Genomic DNA, 20,240 nt, shown 5'->3' on the forward strand with positions numbered 1-20,240 from the left:
TTATTTTCGTACTAGGCGGCTGACTGTTCGGTGATTTCCTTGGGTTGGTTGATCCACGCTGGTCCTGGGAGCGCGAGGATTTTGGGGTCGGTCGTGGTGGTGAAGCGTTCGGGGTGTTTCGCGCGGGCTGCAGCGAGGGTTGCCGAGCGTTCTTTGGCGACGCCGGCGGCGTGGCCGTAGTGGACGTTCGCGGGCGTGTGGAAGCCGATACCGGAGTGCTGGTGGTGATGGTTGTACCAGTCCACGAAGCCGCCGATAAATGCCCCGGCGTCGTGGACTGACGCGAAGCGTTCGGGGAATTCCGGACCATATTTCAGTGTCTTGAACAGCGACTCACTGTACGGATTATCATTCGACACCCGGGGCCTGGAGTGGGACCTGATGACCTCCAGATCCGAAAGCAGCGCGGCGACGGTTTTGGATGTCATGGACGTTCCCCGGTCCGCGTGCACGACCTGGGGGATGCCGTGGATCCCGAAGATTCCCTTCATCATTTCCACGGCCAGCACCCCGGATTCGGTGGCGTGGACGTGCGCGCCGACGATGAACCTGGAATGGATATCAACCATCATGTAGCAGTCAAAATACTTTCCTTTGACCGGGCCCGCGAGCTTTGTAATATCCCACGTGTACACCTGGCCCGGGGCCGTGGCGACCAGTTCAGGAACCGCCCGGGGCGGATGTTTGGCCAGCCGTCGGCGTTCCTTGACCTGCTTGTTCTCCTCCAACACCCGGTAAAAAGTCGACAGGGACCCCAGATAGATCCCCTGGTCCAGCAGCTTCGTATAGACCTGCATTGGTGCCAGGTCCACGAGCTCCGGAGAGTTCAGCGCCGCCAGAATCCCCGCCCTCTCGGCGGCGCTGAGCTTGTTCGCCGGCACCACCGTCATCTGGTCCCGCGGCGGGACCGGTCGGCGGTTCGCGGTCGTCCTGGAAACACCGGTCAATGCTGCTGCCCGGCGTGAGGGGATCTTCAGTTCCAGCATCGACCGGTACGTGGCCATCAGCGTTTCTTGGACCGGGGGCCCGTCCGGCATATCCTCTGAGGCGCTCTCTAAGAACGCCTGCAGTTTTCCCATCAGATCCAGGGCTGCCTCGGTCTTCTTCAACCGGCTCTCACTCACCTCTAACTGGCGGCGCAAACGCGCGTTCTCGGCCTGATCGGCCGAGAGTTTCCCGATCGATTCCCCGGCCTTCTTCCCGGCCAGGACCCCGGCGTCACGCAGCCGGCGCCACTCGGTCATCTGCGAGGAATACAGCCCCTCCCGGCGGAGGAACGCGCCGCCCTCACTGTTCTCGCAAGCACTCTCGTACGAGGCCAAGAACTCGAGCTTCTGGACCGGGGTGAACGACCGGCGAGGCCTCGGCCCACCGGCCCGCGGCCCTGAACTACTACTACTACTACTCACAGAACTATCTTCGCGTACCGCACTCAAAACTGGACTGGACATGATGACTGGATTCCTGGCTCTCGCCCCACGCGATTAAACGGACTTGCTATGAGCCCCTGGTACCGTTCCAGCCTGACACGTAGGGGATCCGCGATCACCACCGTGCCGGCGTCCGGGCCTGACCCCACTCCTGCGCGAACTACCCCCATGGCTTCCAATATGCGGATGGCTTCACGGACCGAGGTCCGGGATACTTCCAGCTGTTCGGCGAGGGTGCGCTCAGCAGGGAGCCGCCCGCCTACCGTAAGCTGGCCGTCAATGAGCTGTTTCTCGATCCATTGCAGGACAAGTTGGTGCGTGCGCATATCGCCATCCTAGTTGATGTGGTTGGACCACATGCTTTAGAGTGTGGTTAGACCACAGAATCAAGCACCGTCATACCCGCCGGGAGGCAGCCATGATGCAGACCATTGAACCAACCAACCCTGAGGCGCCCACTGCGCCGGAGGCCCCCACTCCACGCGGGCATCGCGCCGCCGCCTCCGCATCCTCCAAACCGGCTGTGCCGCCAGCATTAAAGCGCCGCATCCCCAAGTATTCGGACCTGGCCCCGCTGATGCAGTTCAAGAGGCCCGAGTTCAGCCGGGCCTCCAAGCTCCGCCGGGCCAGCACCATCTGGGAGCTGCGGGACATGGCCAAGCGCCGCACACCCCAGGCCCCGTTTGACTACACCGACGGTGCAGCGGAGGCCGAGATCACCCTGCGCCGTGCCCGCCAGGCGTTCCTCGACATCGAATTCCGGCCGGGCATCCTGCGCGACGTTTCCAGCATTGATCTGAGCACCGACATTCTTGGCAAGTCCTCACGGCTGCCCGTGGGCATCGCACCCACGGGCTTCACCCGGATGATGCAGTCCGAAGGCGAGTACGCGGGATCCCAGGCCGCCGAGGCCGCGCGCATCCCCTACACGCTCTCCACCATGGGCACGGCATCTATCGAAGACGTGGCCGCAGCCGCGCCGAACGGCCGCAACTGGTTCCAGCTGTACCTGTGGACGGACCGCGACCGCTCGCTTGAACTGATCGAGCGAGCTGCCAAAGCCGGCAATGACACGCTCATGGTCACGGTCGATACCGCCGTCGCCGGTGCCCGCCTGCGGGACGTCCGCAACGGCATGACCATCCCGCCGGCGCTGACCATCAAGACGGTGCTGGATGCGTCCTACCGCCCGGCCTGGTGGTTCAACTTCCTCACCCACGAGCCGCTGACCTTCGCGTCGCTGTCGCGGTACACCGGCACCGTGGCTGATCTCATCAACTCGATGTTTGATCCCACACTCACGTTCGATGACCTGGACTGGCTGCGCGAAACGTGGAAGGGGAAGCTGGTGGTCAAAGGCATCCAGACCGTTGACGACGCCCGCAAGGTAGTGGACCATGGCGCCGACGGCGTGGTACTCAGCAACCACGGCGGCCGCCAGCTGGACCGGGCGCCCATCCCGTTCCACCTGCTACCGGAGGTCTCTGCCGCGCTGAAGACCGACAACAGCGACGCCGCCATCATTCTGGACACCGGCATCATGAGCGGCGCGGACATCATTGCAGCCCTTGCCCTGGGCGCCGACTTCACGCTGATTGGCCGCGCCTACCTTTACGGGCTGATGGCAGGCGGCCGCGCAGGTGTGGACCGTGCCATCCAGATCCTGGAAAAGGACATGGCCCGCACCATGGCCCTGCTGGGTGTCAGCAAGCTCTCCGAGCTGACCCCGGACCACGTCCGGCTCCTCGGCAAGTAGCCCTGCCCTAGCTCAGCTGGCCTAGTGCTGCATTCCTCAAAGGAGGTATGGACCGTCGGTGTGGGACGGCGGATCATGGGTAGCGGAGGGCAGCGTTATGTTCACGTTGTCAAGCCCCGGGTTTGGTGGAGGGTTTGTTAGACCCGTTCCATCGTTTTGATGGTGGGTAGATTTGAGTGGAAAATGGTTTCTGCTTCTACCGGCGGTATATACCCGATCTCCCCGTGGAGACGCCGGTAGTTGTACCAATCGATGTATTCGGCGACGGCGATTTCAAGGTCGTTGATGCCGGTCCACGGACCTTTGTTCCGGATGAGCTCGGCCTTGAAGAGGGAATTGAGCGCCTCTGCCATGGCATTGTCGTAGCTATCACCCTTGGCTCCCACGGAGGCGACTGCTTCGGCGTCAGCAAGGCGTTCGGTATATCGGATGGCACGATACTGCACCCCTCTGTCGGAATGGTGTACGAGCTGGGAGACGTCCTTCCCGTCGCGCCGGCGGGTCCACAACCCCATCTCCAGGGCGTCCAGTGCCAGGGCTGTGTGCATGGTCGTGGACAGCTGCCAGCCGACCACCCGGCGGGAGAAAACATCCAAAACAAAGGCCGCGTAAACCCAGCCGGAGAACGTTCGAATGTAGGTAATGTCTGCGACCCAGAGACAGTTCGGAGCAGGTGCGCTGAATTGTCGCCGAACCAGATCCGCCGGCCGCTCCGACAAGGGTCCTGGCACCGTTGTGCGGGGCCCCTTGGCACGGCGAACACCGTGCAACCCGGTACGGCGCATCAGCCGCTCCACGGTGCACCGGGCCACTTTGTAGCCCTCTCGGTTCAGCGCCGCATAAACTTTCCTGGCCCCATAAACACTGTAGTTCTCCCGGTGCACCCGGGTGATTTTCTCCGCCGTCACGGCGTCGGTTATTGACCGTTTGGACTCCGGTCGTGCCTTGGCAGCGTAGTAGGTCGACGGGGCAATCGGCAGCTCTCTGCAGATCGGCTCGACCCCGTATTCGTCCTTGTGATTATCGATGTAAGAGATCATCGTCGTGAGGGGCGGTCGGTGAAAGTCGGCCCGGGGCGCGGTGCCAGCCTTACGGCTGGCCCGTTTCCCCGGACCGCTTCCCGAACCCGGCGGGCACCTTTCAATGCACCGGGCTCTCCACAAGCCGGTCAAGCGGCGTGGTGGTTGTTTCATCGGTCGTGGGCCAAGGTGAGGGGATAATCGACCCGCGGTAGCGGTATCGGCTCGTGCCCACTTTCTCGGGACGAAACATTTCCCTCTCTTGGCTTGCTGGCCACCAGCCTCCGCCGCAGTATTGCCGACGGAGTTCTTTGACCGTGGACCGGCGATGTTTCCGCCGCAGCCATCGCCACACCGTCTGCCACGTGTAGTGGCTCAGGTAGGAGAAGACTGCGGACGAAACGCCGGGACGGAAATAGGCGCACCAGCCCCGCAGCATCGGGTTCAATCGACGCAGCAGCTCATCCAACGACTGGTTCTCGGTGACCTGTCGGCACAACGTCTTGATCTTCCGCTTGGCCGCTTGCACGGCCTTCTTTGCCGGATAGACGTACACGTAGTGCTCGTTCGTTCCTCGCTTACGGTGGCGCTGGATGCGCCATCCTAGAAAGTCGAGGCCCTCATCAATATGGGTGATCAAGGTCTTCTCCTCCGACAGGCGCAAACCCATCGTGGCCAAGACCTCCGCGATCCCTTCCCGGAGCCCTTCGGCATCGGCCTTGGTGCCGCGAATCATCAGGCACCAGTCGTCCGCATACCGCACCAGGCGGAAATTTGGTCGACCATGGCGCAGCCGCCGGGCTCGCTCCACTGCGCTGGTCGAGGGCCCGCCGGGAGCTTGAGCGACGAACTCGTCAATCACCGACAACGCCACATTGGCCAGCAGTGGAGAAAGGATCCCACCCTGAGGGGTTCCAGCGGTGGTTTCCTTCAGCTGCTGACCCTCGGAGAGGATCCCAGCCTTCAAGAATGCCTTCACCAGTCCCAGGACGCGTTTGTCACCGATGCGAGACCGGACCCTACGCATCAGGGCAATATGGTCGATCTCATCGAAGCACGCCTTGATATCTCCTTCGACGATCCAGTCATAGCAACGTGGTCTCGTCGCGAGATAACGCACCTCGGCAACCGCATCATGGGCCCGACGCTTCGGACGGAACCCATAGGAACACGGGTGGAAATCCGCCTCAAAGATCGGCTCCAACACCAATTTCAGGCTGGCTTGGACGACCCGGTCGGCCACGGTCGGGATGCCAAGGCGGCGCATCTTCCCGCCCGCCTTCGGAATCATCCGTTCCCGCACCGGCACCGGGACGAAACTGCGGTCGCGCAAAGACAACCGCAGCCTGTCAAGGAACACCTCGACGCCTTCACCATCCTGAATGGATGCCGCCGTGCGGCCATCCACACCCGCAGTACGGGCACCCTTGTTCCCTTGCACCCGGTCCCAAGCCACCAACAAGAAGCCTGGGTCAGCCACGAGGTTGAACAGGTCATCGAACCGACGATGAGCATCATCACGGGCCCAACTATGCAGCTTGGTCTGGATCTTCAGTACCCGTCGCTCCGCCGCAACTACGGCGTGCTCCAGTTCGTCGATATTCACCGGCGACTATTCCTCCTGACATTCCATTCACTCAATCTGCTAACTTGCTGGCCCCCTTCGCCCTGTGACCGGCTTTCCCGATCCCCAATGACGGGTCGTTACTCCCGCGACTACTACGAGGCCTCCGCCCCACCTTGTGGTCTTCGGTCGGCAACGGACCTACCCCAACCGGAAGGCTGGCTACCTACCGGTTGGGGAACCACGAAATGGTTCCCACGTTCACTGCATGATCGATCAGTCAGGGAGGCACCTGGCTCTACCCCGGCAGCATCGCCACGGCTACGCCGCAGGCCTTCACCGTGGCCTCCCCGCCGACAGAACGAAACGGCTTCGGAGTCCAGACGCCACGCATGGCATCCAGTGCGCTGCACACCGGCCCATATCCACCAGATTTGAGCACGGCTTCGCGGTTACAGGGCGTCAAACACCAGTTCACTCACGTTGTACCTTCTGACCTTGCTCGACGAACCCGCGCCGTCTGGTAGTCCCGGCACGTCTCGCCTTTGTCGGGGCCGCTTGCCACCCTCACCGGCGTTCCCCAGCTCAGGCTGCCCCCAGCTCAATCAGGCCGCTGCGACGACCCAACCAGGACGGTCTCTCACCGCCCCTCGACACACACAGCGCCTCGTGGCGCACAGCTCCGCCGCGAAGAAAGCTGATGCTGATTTCAAAATCGCATTGGCCCGGCGCAACTCAACAACTTCACGCTCAAGCTCGGCCAGGCGAGTCGCGTCATCGGTGGTAGTGCCAGGGCGCACGCCCTGATCGATCTCCACGATGCGCACCCAGCCACGGATGGTATCTGCCGGGATGCCCAGCTGCGCACCAATCCGGGTGCAGGCACCCCGCCGATCGCTGGGATCCTTCTGCGCGTCCATAACGAGGCGGACCGCCCTCTGGCGAAGCTCGTCAGGATACTTTTAAGGTGCTGGCATGGTGCTCATCCTTTCAAGGACTCAACACCCTCCATTAAACCCGGGGCGATTCACGTCTTTGTATGCCCGTCCGCCGCGTGATCCGGACGAGGAACGTAAGATCCGTATGCTGGCCGGTGCCCGGCATGCTCCCGCCGATTGGATTCGCCGGGCCCGTATGATTACCGGCAGCTGGGCGGGCAAACCCGTCAGTGTCATCGCCGCGGAGCTGGGCTGTCACACCAAGACCGTGCGGGAGCGTCTGCACCGTTTTAATGCCGAAGGCCTGGACGGGCTCGGCGACAAGCCGATCAGCGGACGCCCGCGCCGCCTGAGCGAGGACGAGCGCTCCCGCATCATCGCCCTGGCCGGCCAGGCCCCGCCCGGCCGCCTCGTCCGCGACAGCCAGGGCGATCTGGCCGCCGCCGAGGAGACCGGGGCGCCGGAGTGGACCCTGGACACCCTCACCGACGCCGCCCGTACCGCCGGTATCGAGGTCCACCGCAGCCAGGTGCGGCGGATCCTGCTTGCCGAAGGGGTCCGGTGGCGGCACACCCGGTCCTGGATCCGGAGCAAGGATCCGGACTTCGTCCCAAAAGAACACGGATCGCAAGAGCTCTACACCCGCCCGCCCGAGGGCTCGACGGTCCTCTGCCTCGATGAACCCGGCCCGGTGATCCCGCGCACCTTTGCCCCGGCGCCGGCCTGGTCCGTGGACGGGCACCGGATCAAAAGCGAACTCGATTACAGCCGCGGGCCGGAGAAGACCTGGGTCTACGGGGCGCTGCGGGCCTCCGATGGCCGCGAGGTCACGATGACCGCATCCTCGCGGAACAGCGCCGGGTACCAGCAGTTCCTGCACGCGGTGGAGGAAGACAACCCGGACGGGGAGATCGTGGTGGTCACCGACAACCTCTCCTCCCACCGCAGCCTTTCCACCCGCACCTGGCTGGAGGACCACCCCCGGATCAGCCACGCCTTCATCCCGGTCGGCGCGGGAAACGCTGAACCTGCAGGAAGGCTGGTGGCGGATCTTCCGCAAGACCGCCCTGGCCGGCCAGTCCTTCGCCCTGGCCACCGCGGCGATGCCGCCGTGGCCCAAGGCGCGGGCCTCCGCGGCCAGGACCAAGCGGGCGGAGCGCTCATCCAGGTGGGGCATGATCGTATCGAATTTTGCACTCAGCGATTCGACGGTTTCAGCAGAAACGGGCATACACCATTTTCACCTAAAACGTAATTAGACTTGTTTATTTATCGGCGCGCCCTTAGCGGCTTGAACGATGGGGTTGGGAGCGGGAAGGCCTGGCTTCCGGCCGCGGGCGCTCCCGGGGGAACTGGCGCGGCATCTGCTGTCTCTGAGATTTTCGTCCGGTTAGAAGACCAGGACTTTCTCTGCTGCGAGGATCCAGTCGGCCAGGTCTTCCATGGTGGTGGATCTTTTCGCGGCGCCGGTCAGGAGTGCGTCGGTGATGCCGCGGGCGTCCATGCAGGTGCCGCAGCATCCGATCCGGCCGCCGTGTGCTGCCACGGCGGAGAGCATTTTGTCCAGCTTGTAGTACCCGTCGGGTGTTTTCTGGCCGTCCATGGCGGCTGTGACCCCGTCACCCATCAGGAAGACCTGCACGGTGACTCCATCCCTTTTGGACAAGGCGACGGCGAGGCCAAGGGCGTTGTAGGTGGTGTCCTGGCCGTACGCGGCGCCGTTGATGATCATGAGGGTTGTCATGTCCGGTCCTTGCATGGTTCGCGCCGACGAAGAGAGCTGATCAGTCCTTCGCCGCCGCGGCGGCCGTCGTGATCAGTTCTGCTGCGATCTCAATGTCCTTCGGCGTGCTCCAGCGGCCCAGCGTCAGCCTCAGTGCGGCGAGTGCCCGGTCCTGGCCGATGCCCATGGCGGTCAGGACCGGTGAGGGGGTGTGGTTTCCGCTGTGGCACGCGGAGCCGGTCGATGCCGCGATTCCGGGCAGAGCCGCGAGGAATTCGTGTCCGTGGATGCCTTCGATGCTGATGTTCAGGGTGTTCGGCAGCCGCCGCGCGGCCGGCCCGTTCAGGGTGATCCGGCCGGGAAGCCCTTTCAGGAGGCGGCCGTGGAGGTCGTCCCGCAGGGAGGCCAGGTGATGTTGGGCGCCGTTGCCGAGGTCCCGAGCGGCGAGCTTCGCTGCCGCACCCAGGCCTGCCGCGAGGGCGACGTTTTCTGTGCCTGCGCGCATTCCGTGTTCCTGTCTTCCGCCGTAGATGACTGGTTCCAGCCTCACGCCGTTCCGTATGTAGAGGGCAGCGATGCCCTTGGGGGCATACATTTTGTGCCCGACCACGGTGAGCAGGTGCACGCCGAGCTCTTCGACGTCTAGGGGTATCTTTCCTGCGGCCTGGGCAGGATCGCAGTGCATCAGGCCCCGTGGTCCCGGGTGATCCGGGCGAGTTCGGCGATGCGCTGGATGGCGACCGTTTCGTTGTTCGCGGCCATCACCGACACCAGCACCGCGTCCGGGGTCAATGCCGCGGACAGGCCCGCGGGATCGACCAGGCCTTTGGCGTCCACCGGCAGATAGGTCACCCGCACGCCGTGCAGACGCTCCAGTGCCCTGCAGTTCTCCAGCACCGCAGGGTGCTCCGTGACCTGGGTGATCACATGCGGCCGGGCTGCTTTTGCCGCCAGGACCGCGCCGCGGATCGCGAGCTGGTCAGCTTCCGATCCGGACCCCGTGAACACGGTGGTCTCAGGGCCCGCTCCGATCAGCGCGGCGACCCGGGCCCGAGCCGCTGCCAGGGCGTTGCGGGGTTCGGTGCCGTAGGCGTTGTCGCTGGAGGGATTGCCGAACCACCGGCCCGGGTAGGGCTCCATTGCCTCGAGCACGCGCAGGTCCACCGGTGTCGTGGCGTTGTGTTCCAGGTACACCGGGCCGCCTAAATGGCCCGGATGGCCCGCGGCACTCACGCGGCCAGGCTCTTGTCGGTCGGCAGTTCCGCCAGGCGCCATTCGAGCATGCCCTCGGCCATCCGGCGCGCCGGGCGGCCGCCCCTGCGCAGCAGGTCCACGGCCTCGTAGGCGAGCACGCAGTACGCGCCGCGGCAGTAGGCGACGATTTCACGCCCGGGGGGCAGCTCGCTGATCCGCTCGGCCAGCTGTTCCAGCGGGATCGAGACGGCACCGGGAATGTGCCCCGCACGGTACTCTTCCGGGGGACGGACGTCCAGGACCGTCACCGTGCCGTCGGCGGCACGGGCCAGAAGTTCCTCCCGGGTCATTTCCCGGGCCGTCTCGTCCAGATCCGCTTCCGCGGCGCGCCCGGCACTGAGATAGTCATTGCCCCGCTCTTCCACTTCGGCCACCCGTTCCCTGGCCACCGTGCGGACCAGCTCATACAGCCGGAGGACATCATCGCCGGCCAGGTCGTAGTGGATCCGGGTGCCCTCCTTGCGGGTGGTGACCAGGCCCGCCTGTTTCAGGGCCTGCAGGTGGGCCGATGCCGTGCTCAGCCCCAGGCCCGCGGCGGCAGCGAGAGTTTCGACGCTGCGCTCCCCCTGGGAAAGGAGGTCGATCAGCTCCAGGCGTTTGCCGTTACCCATCGCCTTGCCCACCCGCGCGAACTGATCGAACAGTGCGGCTTTCTTGCCCCGGTCACCCACTACATCCTCCAAATTTCCATGTAATACTGGAATAGAGTTTATTCCATGTTTATCTGGAATACCAGCGTACCGCTGTCCGGCGGTCCACCCCGAAGGAGCATCCGGCCATGGCCAAACTTGATCTGATTCCGGTCATCGACGAGGGACTGGGCAACTCGACGTATATCCTCGATCTCGGTGACGGCCGCGCCCTGGTGATGGACCCGGAGCGGGACATCCGCGGCGTCCGCGCACAGGCGCGGCGCCTCGGGCGGAGCATCGCCTACGCCGCCGAAACCCACCTGCACGCCGATTTCATCTCCGGAGTCCGGGAACTGGCCGGGAGCGACGGCGCGACCATCCTGGCACCCGAGGTCGGTCCCCGCGGCTTCACTCTTCCGGGGCTGCGGGACGGCGACACGGTCGGCCTCGGCGCACTGTCCCTGCAGGCGGTGGCTACACCCGGGCATTCCCCGGAACACCTGTCCTATCTGGTCCTGGACGACGGGCGGATCGCCGGCGTTTTCACGGGCGGGTCCCTGATGGTGGGAACCGCCGGCCGCACCGATCTGGTCAGCCCGGACCAGACGGTCCCGCTCGCCCGGGCCCAGTACCACTCGCTGCAGCGGCTGATGGAGCTGCCCGATGAGACACCCGTCTGGCCCACCCACGGCGCCGGCTCCTTCTGCTCCGCCGCGGCCGGCGGGGACCGCGTCAGCACCATCGGCAGGGAACGGGCCACCAACCCGCTGCTGCAGGTCAGCGGCGAAGACGCCTTCGTCGAGGCCCTGCTCGGTTCCCTGGGAACCTTCCCGGACTACTTCCTGCGCCTGGGGGAAATCAACAAACAAGGCCCCGCCGTGCTCGGCGCCGCCCCGGCACTGGCCGCTCTGACGCCTGGCCGTGTCAGAGAACTGCAGGATCACGGCGCGCAGGTTATCGACGTCCGCACCCCGGCGGACTTCGCCGCCGGCCACATCCCCGGGTCCCTGTCCAACACGCTGCGCCCGGTGTTCGCCACCTGGTTGGGCTGGCTGGCTGACCCCGGCAAGCCGGTCATCATCGTCCGCGCCCCGGACCAGGACCCGGAGGACATCACTTGGGAGGCCGCCAAAGTCGGCTTCGACGCCCTCGCCGGGGAACTCGCCGGCGGCTTATCGGCTTGGAACGCCGCCGCCGACGCACCCGATGCAGAGGTTGTCGCCCCGCTGGTCCCCGCGGACCTCATCGCCCCGGAGGCAACCATCCTGGACATCCGGCAGGCCGGCGAATACGCCGCAGGACACGTCCCCGGCGCCCGCAACATCGAACTCGGCGCCCTGGCCGGGCACCTCTCCGAGGTTCCGGACGGCCCCGTGCTGGTCATGTGCGGACACGGCGAACGAGCCATGAGCGCAGCCAGCATCCTCACCGCCGGCGGCCGGACCGGCATCAGCGTCCTGGACGGCGGACCCGGCGACTGGACCAACGCGACCGGCAAAGCCATTCAGACAAGCCGATGAGCACCGGATCAACCCACCGGGCCGATCCCGCCGGCCGGAAGTCAGGGATTAGCCTCGGTCTGCGCCAGAACCTCGCCCAGTTCATGCTCCTCGTGGCGGTCAACGCCCTGGTCGGCGGCACCCTGGGCCAGGAACGCACCGTCCTGCCCCTGCTGGCAGGGCAGGTCTTCCACCTGGACCAGTACACGTCCGCCCTGACCTATATCCTGGCCTTCGGCCTGGCCAAGGCGGCCACGAACTACTTCGCCGGGACCCTCTCGGACCGGTACGGACGCAAACCCGTGCTCGTCGCCGGCTGGATCATCGCCCTGCCGATCCCGCTGATGCTGATCTTCGGACCCTCCTGGGCCTGGATCGTCGCGGCCAACATCGTTCTGGGCATCAGCCAGGGCCTGACCTGGTCCACCACCGTGATCATGAAAATGGACCTCGTCGGCCCCTCCCGCCGCGGCATGGCCATGGGCCTGAACGAAGCCGCAGGCTATCTCGGCGTCGCCGCCACAGCCCTGGCCACCGGCTACATCGCAGCGAACTACGGCCTCCGGCCGGGCCCGTTCCTGCTCGGCGCCGCGTACATCGCCCTCGGCCTCGGACTCTCCGTGCTCGCCGTGAAGGAAACCCGCCACCACGCCCGGCTCGAAGCCGCCAGCCACGCCTCCACGCAAGCGGACGCCCACGCGGAACTGAGCAACCGGGAAATTTTCACCCTGACCAGCTTCCGCGACAAGTCCCTGTCCTCGGTCAGCCAGGCCGGCCTGGTCAACAACCTCAACGACGGCCTGGCCTGGGGCCTGTTCCCCGTCCTCTTCGCCGCCGCCGGACTCACCATCGAACGCATCGGCATCCTCGCCGCGGTCTACCCCGCCGTCTGGGGAGCCGGCCAACTGGTCACGGGGGCGCTCTCGGACCGGATCGGCCGCAAGCCCCTGATCGCGGGCGGCATGCTCATCCAGGCCGCCGCCCTGGGCATGACCGCGCTCGGCACCGGCTTCGGGATTTGGCTCACCGCCGCCATCCTCCTCGGTGCCGGCACCGCTATGGTCTACCCCACCCTGCTCGCCGCCATCGGCGACGTCGCCCACCCGCACTGGCGGGCACGCTCCGTCGGGATCTACCGGCTCTGGCGCGACGGCGGATTCGCCGTAGGGGCCCTGCTCTCCGGCCTCCTCGCGGACGCCTACGGCATCCCGACAGCCGTCGCCGCCGTCGGCGCCCTCACCGCAGCCTCCGGAATCATCGTCGCCGTGCGGATGCGCGGATCCGACCACCAACCGGCCCCACACCCCGCATAAGCGCCATCCCTTCCGTATCGTCCATACAGGATCCCGGCACCGAGAACCACTCCCACAGGAGCCGCACCCGGCCATCGATTGGCCGGTTCGCTTGACGGCTTCGGCCAGGTCAGGGTCGGTCGCTGGAAACTCCGAACCAGTGCACCCACAGCCGCTGTTGGGCTTGGCTATGAAGCCGGCATAGCAGTAGTCGCCCTCGGAGAAGCCGAATTTTGACGGGTACCTCAGTCCGGCCGGTTGCGTGCCGCCGTCCAGTCTCTGTGCGCGGATCCACTGCGGTCGTCAGCGCCCGATCGTCACCTGTCAGGTCGGCCAGGGACATCCGGTCGGCGGCGGCGATGCCGGATGCCTTGATCGCGACAACAGTGTCCGGATGGGTCAGGTCGACCCAAGGACGGGCGGGGAAATCGAGGCGATAGATTTCGCGGTCAAGCCGCCAGTCCGGCTCCATGCCGTCGACCGGCATGCCGGCGCTGCGAAGGTCTGTACTTGGGCGAAAGTCTCGTCGTCGATGATCGCCTCGTGGCGTCCGTCGTACTCTTGGCCCTTGTATGTCACGTAGCCGAGGTAGTAGCGGTTGCGGAACATTTGGGCGATCTTGCTGACTGAGACTGCTTGGCTGGGGCGCCGCGCGGTCGGTCGGCTGAACAGACCACGGTCACCCAGCTCGTCGGCGAGGTCGGCCAGCGTATAGTCTCCGGTCGCGTACAGCTCGAAGGCCAGCTTCACGAGGGGTGCGCGTGCTTCGTCGATTTCCACGGCACGGATTTCACGGCCCTCGAAGCGGTCGATGGAATTCGTGTAGCCCAAGAGGGCGCGGCTGACTGTGCCGCCCTTCTTGGCCTTCTAGCCCATCTTGTAGGTGATGTCGGCGCCATCCTCCCGTGACCGGTATTCATTGAACGCGGCCAGGATGCCGTGCATGAGCTGGCCCACCGGTGTTTCATCGATGGACTCGCTGGCGCTGATGAGGGTAACGCCTCGCTTGCGCAGGTCGGCCATGACGACGGCGTCGTCGTAACGGTTGCGCGACAGCCGAGAGAGCTTGTGGACGATGATGTAGTCGATGTCTTTGAGGTGTCGGACACGTTCGAGCATCGGCTGGAATGAAATGCGGTTGGCCATAGTGGTGCCTGACTTTCCAGGCTCGACACACTCATCGATGACGGTCAGTCCAAGCTGTTCAGCTTTCTTCTGGCAGGCGACCCGTTGAGCGGGGATCGAAATTCCCTCGGGGTCGATCGGAGAAGGGAGCGTGCGTGTCACCGAAGACGACGCCATTCAGGAACATCGCGTCACCGATCAGCAGCCGGCGGAGCTCGGGCAGGAGCCCACCGGACAGCCGACTCCTAGAACTGGATCCCGCGGGTCAACGCGCCATCGATCAGCAGGTTGGCTCCGGTCGTGCGGCTGGACAGGGGGCTGGACAGGAACACCACGCTGGATGCGATTTCCTGTGGCGTCCCCATCCGGTGCGTTGGGTTCAGCCCCATCGCGAACTTGAAGAGTTCCGGGTTGCCCTGCTCGATGCTCGGCCACACGCCGCCGTCGTGATAAGTGTTCCCGGGTGACACGGTGTTCGCCCGGATTCCCTTTTCCGCGAGCTGGAACGCGACGCCGGCAATGTAGCCGATGATCGCCGTCTTCGCGGTCCCGTATGGGCCGGATGCGAAATCCACTTCGCGACCGGACACACTGGAAATCGCGACGATCGATGGCGCCGTGCTCTTCTCCAGGTACGGAATCGAAGCCTTGACCAAGCGGACGGTGCCCATCAGGTCCACCTCGATCGATTCGACCCAGTTTTCGTCCGTGTCCGGAATCGCCAGCGCGCTCACGTTGCTGACGACCATGTCGATGCCACCGAATTCCTTGGCGGAGCCGTCGACCCATGCGGAGATCGCGTCCGCATCTCTGACATCCATTACCGTGCCGACAACTTTGTTGCCGCTTGAGGCGAAGTCGGCCTCGGTTGCCGCCACCTCGTCAGCGTTACGGGCGCAGAAAGCCACATTGGCACCCTCCGCGACGAACGTTTCGACTATGGCGCGACCGATGCCTCGTGTGCCGCCGGTGACCAAAGCAGTCTTTCCCTTGATGTGCAGGTCCACGATTTTGTCCTCCTCTGTCTCAAGCTCGGAACGGTTTGCCAACTGGGAGGACGTCTTTCCCGAACATTTCATTGATCAGGAACGCGAACGCCAGATAGATCGCCAGCGCACCGGTCAGGATGCCCTCATAGCCACCGAACAGGTTGAGCCCCGCGCTGCCCGTCAGTGCACCCGCACCAAGGGATCCGAGAAGGATGACGGTGAGGACCAAGATGACCGTCAACACTCTGGGGGCGACGACCGATGCGATCACCAGCCCGAGCGTGAACAGTGCCCACACGAGCAGATATGCGCCCACCGCGCCACTGGTGACATGCCACCAACCATTGCCTGCACCAATATTCAGGAACGCGAACGACAGCCAAAGGAACGCATACCCCGCGAATGCGGTCACTCCGAAGCTGTTTCCCTTCATGAACAACAACACGGCCACTATCGCCTGGGCGATTCCACCAAAGAAAATGGCCATGGTAAAAACCATGCCATCCACCGGAAATAACCCGACATTCGCCAGACTCAACAGAACGGTCGTCATGCCATACCCAAGGAGCCCAAGAGGAATGGGGTCTGCCAACAGGTCGACCTTTGCTTCAGTCACGACATTTGAGTCACTCACAGCAGATCCTCCTCATTACGGGAAAAGCCGGTCACGATCACAACTCGATAACAAAATCATATCAGTCGTTGATCTTCATGAAGTATAATGCCTCGGCTAAGCGCACCTGTCAGTGACAGCCATGCCGGGCCGAACGGGCCTGCTAACGCCGTGTGCTCGCCGCGGTGCGCAACTCATGATGCATGCCATCGAACGCATTCTTCCTGGGGAGGAGGGATTTGCGGACCTTGATGGCGACGCTGTAGTTGGGGTCGACGACGTTGGCGATCGGCGCCTCGGAAATCTGCGTCAGCAACTGATAGGCATCCATCTGGTGCAGGTCGAAGAGCTCACCGAACCACCGGATCATCTCGACTTGCGCGATGCGCCACGAGTCCTCCATCGGGCGGGAGGAGCCCACGACCATCCAGTAGTCGTCCGTCTCGAGCCGAGGCCAGGCGGGGGCGCCGCCCTTGATCAGTTCCACGATGATGGTCGAGTTCATCGCGCCCTCGACCGCGGTGCCGCACGCCTCTCCCTCCCCCTGCCGATAGTGTCCGTCCCCGATCGAAAACAACGCTCCTTCGACGTTGACACCCAGGTAGGCCGTTGTCCCCGCCCTCATTTCGGGCGTGTCCATGTTTCCGCCAAACCGTTCCGGAACGAGCGAGGAGCGAACCTCGCCTCCCAAAGGCGCGACTCCGACGGTGCCGAGCATCGGGGCGAGCGGCAGCGCGACCTCGAAATCGCCAAATCGCGATTGGAAGCCAACCGTGCCCGCCTCGGAGTCCACCTCGTAGATCCAGGTCGCCTCGGGAAGCGCCTCCTGAAGCATCGCGCTACGGTCCGTGCTCGTGAGCCCGCCGAAGAACGGGATTGCCGCGGACGCCCCCCAGCTGCGAGCCGGCGTCAGATCGACGATATGGATGACAAGGGTGTCTCCGGGCTCCGCCCCCTCTACGAAGAAGGGCCCCGTTTGCGGATTGAGGTACCGGAAGTCGAGCTTCTGGCTGGCGACATCGCTCACGGACGTGAGCGCATTGTTGAAGGCATCTTCCGACCACAGGTGCAGAACGGTACCCGGCTTCACAGTCATCACGGGTGCGGCACCACCAAAGGTATAAACATATTGCCCGCGTTCCGGCTTGAAAGTGAGAGCATCCATGCTAGTGATGCTAGGCGGACCACATGGGTAGTGCAACCATCCGCGACTCATCAAAGATGCCCGCCTGCGCGTATTCGATGAATCATTTGAGACCGGCCGAACCCGACCCGAACACAACAAACCCGACCCAAAAATCCGGCTACGCCGCAGGGGCCACATCCGCATCCAGATCCGCACCGGCACACCGGGCAGCCCCGTCAGGCCTTCACCGCTGACGCGGCCCTCCCACACACCGCCACGCGCGGACCGGTGGCTCTGCAATGCAGATCACAGATCAGCCCTCGCCTGCGGGCTAAGCTCGCCACAACAGGATGAAGGAGGGAAAGATGCCCGAACCGCGCAAGACCTATCAGGCGATCTGGAACGGCACCGTGCTCGCCGAATCGGACCGGACCGTCCAGATCGAAGGGAACCAGTACTTCCCGCCCGGCTCGATCAACTCCGAGTACTTCCGCCCGAGCGACCACACGACCGTCTGCTTCTGGAAGGGGACCGCCAGCTACTACACCCTCGAGGTCGACGGCAGGACCAACCGGGACGCGGCCTGGTACTACCCGGTCCCGAGCCTGGCCGCCCGCGAGATCAAAGGCCACATCGCCTTCTGGAAAGGCGTGCGGGTCCTCGAGGCCGGAAAGTCCGAACCCGCAGACGAGAGACCAGCCAGAGGCCTCCTGGCCCGAATCCTCGGCCGAATCTGAGACCGGCCATGACGAGCCCAGGCACAGGCACGAGAAGCCCGAAACCCGAAGACGGCACCCGGAGTGGCCCGTCCGCACAGCACAGGCGAGAGGAACTGAACATGGCAGACAATGCTGACGTCATCGTCATCGGCATGGGCCCTGGAGGGGAGGCCGCAGCAGCGCAGCTGGCCAAAGCCGGGCTGTCCGTGGTCGGAATCGAGAAGAACCTTGTCGGCGGGGAATGCCCCTACTACGGCTGCATCCCGACCAAGATGATGGTCCTCGCCGAAGCGCACCGGGTCGCATCCCTGGCCGGAACAGCCGACGTCAAGGCAGACTTCGCCCGCGTCGCTGAGAGGATCCGGGACGAGGCCACCGACAACTGGGACGATACAGTCGCCGTCGAACGCTTCGAGAAAGCAGGCGGACGCTTCGTCCGCGGCATCGCGCGGATCACCGGCCCCGGCACGGTCAGCGTCGACGGGCGGGAACTCGAAGCCCGCCGGGCGATCGTGATCAACACCGGCACCGACCCGGCTCTCCCGCCGATCCCCGGCCTTGCCGGGACCCCGTTCTGGACGAACCGCCACGCGGTCGCCTCCAAGGAGGCACCCGAATCGCTGATCGTCCTGGGCGGCGGAGCTGTCGGACTTGAACTGACCCAGGCCTTTGGACGTTTCGGCACCCGCGTCCACATCCTTGAAGCCCTCGACCGCCTCCTTCCCCTCGAGGAGCCCGAAGCCAGCCGGCTCGTCGAAGAAGTCCTCGCCTCCGAAGGGATCGGCATCCATACCGGAACCACGGCCGAAGAAGTCAACCACGACGGCGCCGGCTTCACCGTCCGCGCCGGCGGCACCGTCCTCACCGCCGAACGGCTGCTGGTCGCCACCGGCCGGCGCAGCGACCTCGCCGGCCTCGGACTCGCCTCCATCGGCGTGGACACCAGCCGGCGCACCGTCGACACAGACCCGTATCTGCGCATCGCCGAGGGCGTCTACGCGATCGGCGACATCACCGGACACGGCGCCTTCACCCACATGTCCATGTACCAGGCCGGGATCGCGGCCCGCCACATCCTCGGCGAGCACACCACCCAGGCGGAGTACCACGCCGTGCCCCGGGTGACCTTCACCGACCCCGAGGTCGGATCGGTCGGGCTCACCGAACAGCAGGCCCGGGAACAGGGCATGACCATCAGCACCGCGGTCTCCGAGATCCCGCACTCCACTCGCGGCTGGATCCACAAGGCCGGCAACCACGGGTTCATCAAGCTCGTCGCCGACACCGACCGGGGCATCCTGGTCGGTGCCACCTCAGCCGGCCCCACCGGAGGCGAGGTGCTCTCCATGCTCACCCTCGCGGTCCACGAACGCACGCCCCTGAGCCGGCTGCGGGAGATGATCTACGCCTACCCCACCTTCCACCGCGCCATCGAAGACGCCCTCGGAAGGCTGACATGAGCAACGAACCCGGCCTCCTGGAAGAGCGGACAGAGAAGAAGCGCGGGGACACCCGGTGAGCCACCTCGCTCTCCCCGCGTACCTGCCCTCGCCCACGGTCAACGCGATCAGAATCGGACCCCTGCCGATCCACTTCTATGCGCTGTGCATCCTCGCGGGCATCGGCGTGGCCATGTGGCTCACGAGCCGCCGCTGGGCCCGTCGCGGGGGCAAGCCCGGCGAGGTGCCCGACGTCGTCCTGTGGGCGGTCCCCTTCGGGATCCTCGGTGGGCGCATCTACCACGTCGTCACCGACCCCGAGCTCTACTTCCTGCCCGGCAAGAACCCGTGGAACGCGATCGCAATCTGGGACGGCGGGCTCGGGATCTGGGGGGCGGTCGCTCTGGGCGGCGTCGGCGCCTGGATCGGCTGCCGACGGGCGAAGGCAAGCCTGCCGGCGTTCGCCGATGCCGTGGCGCCGGGTCTCCTCTTCGCGCAGGCCCTCGGGCGCCTCGGCAACTGGTTCAACAACGAGCTCTACGGCGATCCGACCACCCTCCCGTGGGGCCTCGAGATCCACCAGATGGACCCCGCCACGGGCGGTGCCGCCGCCGGGCCAAACGGAAACCCGATCGTCATCGGCTACTTCCAACCGACATTCCTCTACGAGGCCCTGTGGTGCACCCTCGGCGGAATCGCGATCCTCGTCCTCTCCCGCCGCTTCCGGCTGCCTCGCGGCGCAGAGTTCTCGCTCTACGTCATGATCTACACGGCCGGGCGCTTCGTCATCGAGCTCATGCGTTCGGACTACGCCAACCTTATTCTCGGTCTGCGCGTGAACACGTGGGTCGCAGGGCTGGTGTTCCTCGGCGGCGCCGTCGGGTTCGCCCTCGCCATGATGCGCGCCCGCAGAGCAGCCCAGGTCCAGCTCCATAGAACCGGGACGCCGGCCCTGGAGGATGCAGGTTCCCCATAGGGCAGCTACGGCCCGGACTGCCGCCCCGGGCACCGATATCCGTGATCTGCTCCTTATGCCGTGCAGGCCACAGGCGGTTGCCTGCCATTTAACCGAAACGCCCCATCGGCGCCTGAGACGGCTGTCCGTCAACGGGCCATCGGCCT

General features: G+C 65.0%; 17 protein-coding genes, 4 pseudogenes and 1 other annotated feature. Of the genes and pseudogenes, 7 read left to right on the forward strand and 14 right to left on the reverse strand.

From position 1 onward, the window contains the following. Nucleotides 1-11: 11 nt before the first annotated feature. Nucleotides 12-1,451, reverse strand: a complete 1,440-nt coding sequence (locus tag ACQCSY_RS22055) for a DDE-type integrase/transposase/recombinase (protein ID WP_427136445.1) — start codon at nt 1,449-1,451, stop codon at nt 12-14. Continuing rightward, on the reverse strand, nt 1,433-1,756 hold the full coding sequence (locus ACQCSY_RS22060) for a FadR/GntR family transcriptional regulator (protein ID WP_427136447.1): 324 nt from the start codon (nt 1,754-1,756) through the stop codon (nt 1,433-1,435). The genes ACQCSY_RS22055 and ACQCSY_RS22060 overlap by 19 nt, the downstream gene beginning before the upstream one ends. 92 nt (nt 1,757-1,848) lie before the next feature. On the opposite strand from ACQCSY_RS22060, the gene ACQCSY_RS22065 reads away from it, so the two are divergent. Further along, a complete protein-coding gene (locus ACQCSY_RS22065; protein WP_427136449.1) occupies nt 1,849-3,186 on the forward strand; it encodes an alpha-hydroxy acid oxidase in 1,338 nt (445 codons plus the stop codon). Between the two features lie 137 nt (nt 3,187-3,323). Here the strand turns inward: ACQCSY_RS22065 and ACQCSY_RS22070 are convergent, their stop codons facing one another. The 3 genes and pseudogenes from ACQCSY_RS22070 to ACQCSY_RS22080 all read right to left on the reverse strand — a co-directional run. Continuing rightward, a complete protein-coding gene (locus tag ACQCSY_RS22070) occupies nt 3,324-4,226 on the reverse strand; it encodes an IS3 family transposase (protein WP_427136429.1) in 903 nt (300 codons plus the stop codon). After that, nucleotides 4,152-4,266, reverse strand: a sequence feature (AL1L pseudoknot). It overlaps the preceding gene by 75 nt. A gap of 60 nt (nt 4,267-4,326) precedes the next feature. Then, nucleotides 4,327-5,811 (reverse strand): group II intron reverse transcriptase/maturase, encoded by a 1,485-nt coding sequence (gene ltrA, locus ACQCSY_RS22075; RefSeq protein WP_427136427.1) that lies wholly within the window; start codon nt 5,809-5,811, stop codon nt 4,327-4,329. A 647-nt stretch (nt 5,812-6,458) separates the two neighbouring features. Then, nucleotides 6,459-6,719, reverse strand: a pseudogene (locus ACQCSY_RS22080) (transposase); the annotation flags it as partial. 184 nt (nt 6,720-6,903) lie between these two features. Here ACQCSY_RS22080 and ACQCSY_RS22085 point away from each other — a divergent pair. Beyond that, nucleotides 6,904-7,662: pseudogene (locus ACQCSY_RS22085) on the forward strand (IS630 family transposase); the annotation flags it as partial. Between the two features lie 129 nt (nt 7,663-7,791). Here the strand turns inward: ACQCSY_RS22085 and ACQCSY_RS22090 are convergent. The 4 genes and pseudogenes from ACQCSY_RS22090 to ACQCSY_RS22105 form a co-directional block, all read right to left on the reverse strand. Continuing rightward, nucleotides 7,792-7,938, reverse strand: a pseudogene (locus ACQCSY_RS22090) (ISAzo13 family transposase); the annotation flags it as partial. Between the two features lie 159 nt (nt 7,939-8,097). Then, on the reverse strand, nt 8,098-8,451 hold the full coding sequence (locus tag ACQCSY_RS22095) for a DsrE/DsrF/TusD sulfur relay family protein (RefSeq protein WP_427136451.1): 354 nt from the start codon (nt 8,449-8,451) through the stop codon (nt 8,098-8,100). A gap of 40 nt (nt 8,452-8,491) precedes the next feature. Then, nucleotides 8,492-9,705 (reverse strand): annotated as a pseudogene (locus ACQCSY_RS22100) (cysteine desulfurase family protein). Continuing rightward, nucleotides 9,660-10,355 (reverse strand): ArsR/SmtB family transcription factor, encoded by a 696-nt coding sequence (locus ACQCSY_RS22105; RefSeq protein ID WP_427136453.1) that lies wholly within the window; start codon nt 10,353-10,355, stop codon nt 9,660-9,662. Before ACQCSY_RS22105 ends, ACQCSY_RS22100 begins: the two are co-directional and overlap by 46 nt. A 107-nt stretch (nt 10,356-10,462) precedes the next feature. On the opposite strand from ACQCSY_RS22105, the gene ACQCSY_RS22110 reads away from it, so the two are divergent. After that, a complete protein-coding gene (locus tag ACQCSY_RS22110; protein ID WP_427136455.1) occupies nt 10,463-11,836 on the forward strand; it encodes an MBL fold metallo-hydrolase in 1,374 nt (457 codons plus the stop codon). Continuing rightward, the gene (locus ACQCSY_RS22115) at nt 11,833-13,128 is read left to right on the forward strand and encodes an MFS transporter (protein WP_427136457.1); all 1,296 of its coding nucleotides are present in this window, start codon (nt 11,833-11,835) and stop codon (nt 13,126-13,128) included. Before ACQCSY_RS22110 ends, ACQCSY_RS22115 begins: the two co-directional genes overlap by 4 nt. A 378-nt stretch (nt 13,129-13,506) precedes the next feature. On the opposite strand, the gene ACQCSY_RS22120 is transcribed toward ACQCSY_RS22115, so the two are convergent. The 5 genes from ACQCSY_RS22120 to ACQCSY_RS22140 form a co-directional block, all read right to left on the reverse strand. Then, nucleotides 13,507-13,938: a recombinase family protein gene (locus ACQCSY_RS22120; RefSeq protein WP_427136459.1), complete on the reverse strand. Its 432-nt coding sequence runs from the start codon at nt 13,936-13,938 to the stop codon at nt 13,507-13,509. A gap of 36 nt (nt 13,939-13,974) precedes the next feature. Further along, complete coding sequence (locus ACQCSY_RS22125) at nt 13,975-14,409, reverse strand: recombinase family protein (protein WP_427136461.1); 435 nt, start codon at nt 14,407-14,409, stop codon at nt 13,975-13,977. A gap of 68 nt (nt 14,410-14,477) precedes the next feature. Next, a complete protein-coding gene (locus tag ACQCSY_RS22130) occupies nt 14,478-15,239 on the reverse strand; it encodes an SDR family NAD(P)-dependent oxidoreductase (RefSeq protein ID WP_427008678.1) in 762 nt (253 codons plus the stop codon). Nucleotides 15,240-15,258: 19 nt separating this feature from the next. Then, nucleotides 15,259-15,855, reverse strand: coding sequence for an acetate uptake transporter (locus tag ACQCSY_RS22135; protein ID WP_427136464.1), 597 nt, complete (start codon nt 15,853-15,855; stop codon nt 15,259-15,261). A 142-nt stretch (nt 15,856-15,997) separates the two neighbouring features. Further along, nucleotides 15,998-16,999 carry an acetamidase/formamidase family protein gene (locus ACQCSY_RS22140; RefSeq protein WP_427008680.1) on the reverse strand — a complete coding sequence of 334 codons (1,002 nt, stop codon included), beginning with the start codon at nt 16,997-16,999 and terminating at the stop codon, nt 15,998-16,000. A 326-nt stretch (nt 17,000-17,325) separates the two neighbouring features. Between ACQCSY_RS22140 and ACQCSY_RS22145 the strand changes: the two genes are divergently transcribed. The 3 genes from ACQCSY_RS22145 (at nt 17,326) to lgt (ending at nt 20,094) form a co-directional block, all read left to right on the forward strand. Next, nucleotides 17,326-17,697 (forward strand): DUF427 domain-containing protein, encoded by a 372-nt coding sequence (locus tag ACQCSY_RS22145; RefSeq protein WP_427008681.1) that lies wholly within the window; start codon nt 17,326-17,328, stop codon nt 17,695-17,697. 101 nt (nt 17,698-17,798) lie between these two features. Further along, a complete protein-coding gene (locus ACQCSY_RS22150; protein WP_427136467.1) occupies nt 17,799-19,139 on the forward strand; it encodes a dihydrolipoyl dehydrogenase family protein in 1,341 nt (446 codons plus the stop codon). Between the two features lie 55 nt (nt 19,140-19,194). Beyond that, nucleotides 19,195-20,094, forward strand: a complete 900-nt coding sequence (gene lgt, locus ACQCSY_RS22155; RefSeq protein WP_427136469.1) for a prolipoprotein diacylglyceryl transferase — start codon at nt 19,195-19,197, stop codon at nt 20,092-20,094. Nucleotides 20,095-20,240: the final 146 nt, after the last annotated feature.

Source organism: Pseudarthrobacter sp. S9, from assembly GCF_050156545.1.
Lineage (GTDB): Bacteria > Actinomycetota > Actinomycetes > Actinomycetales > Micrococcaceae > Arthrobacter.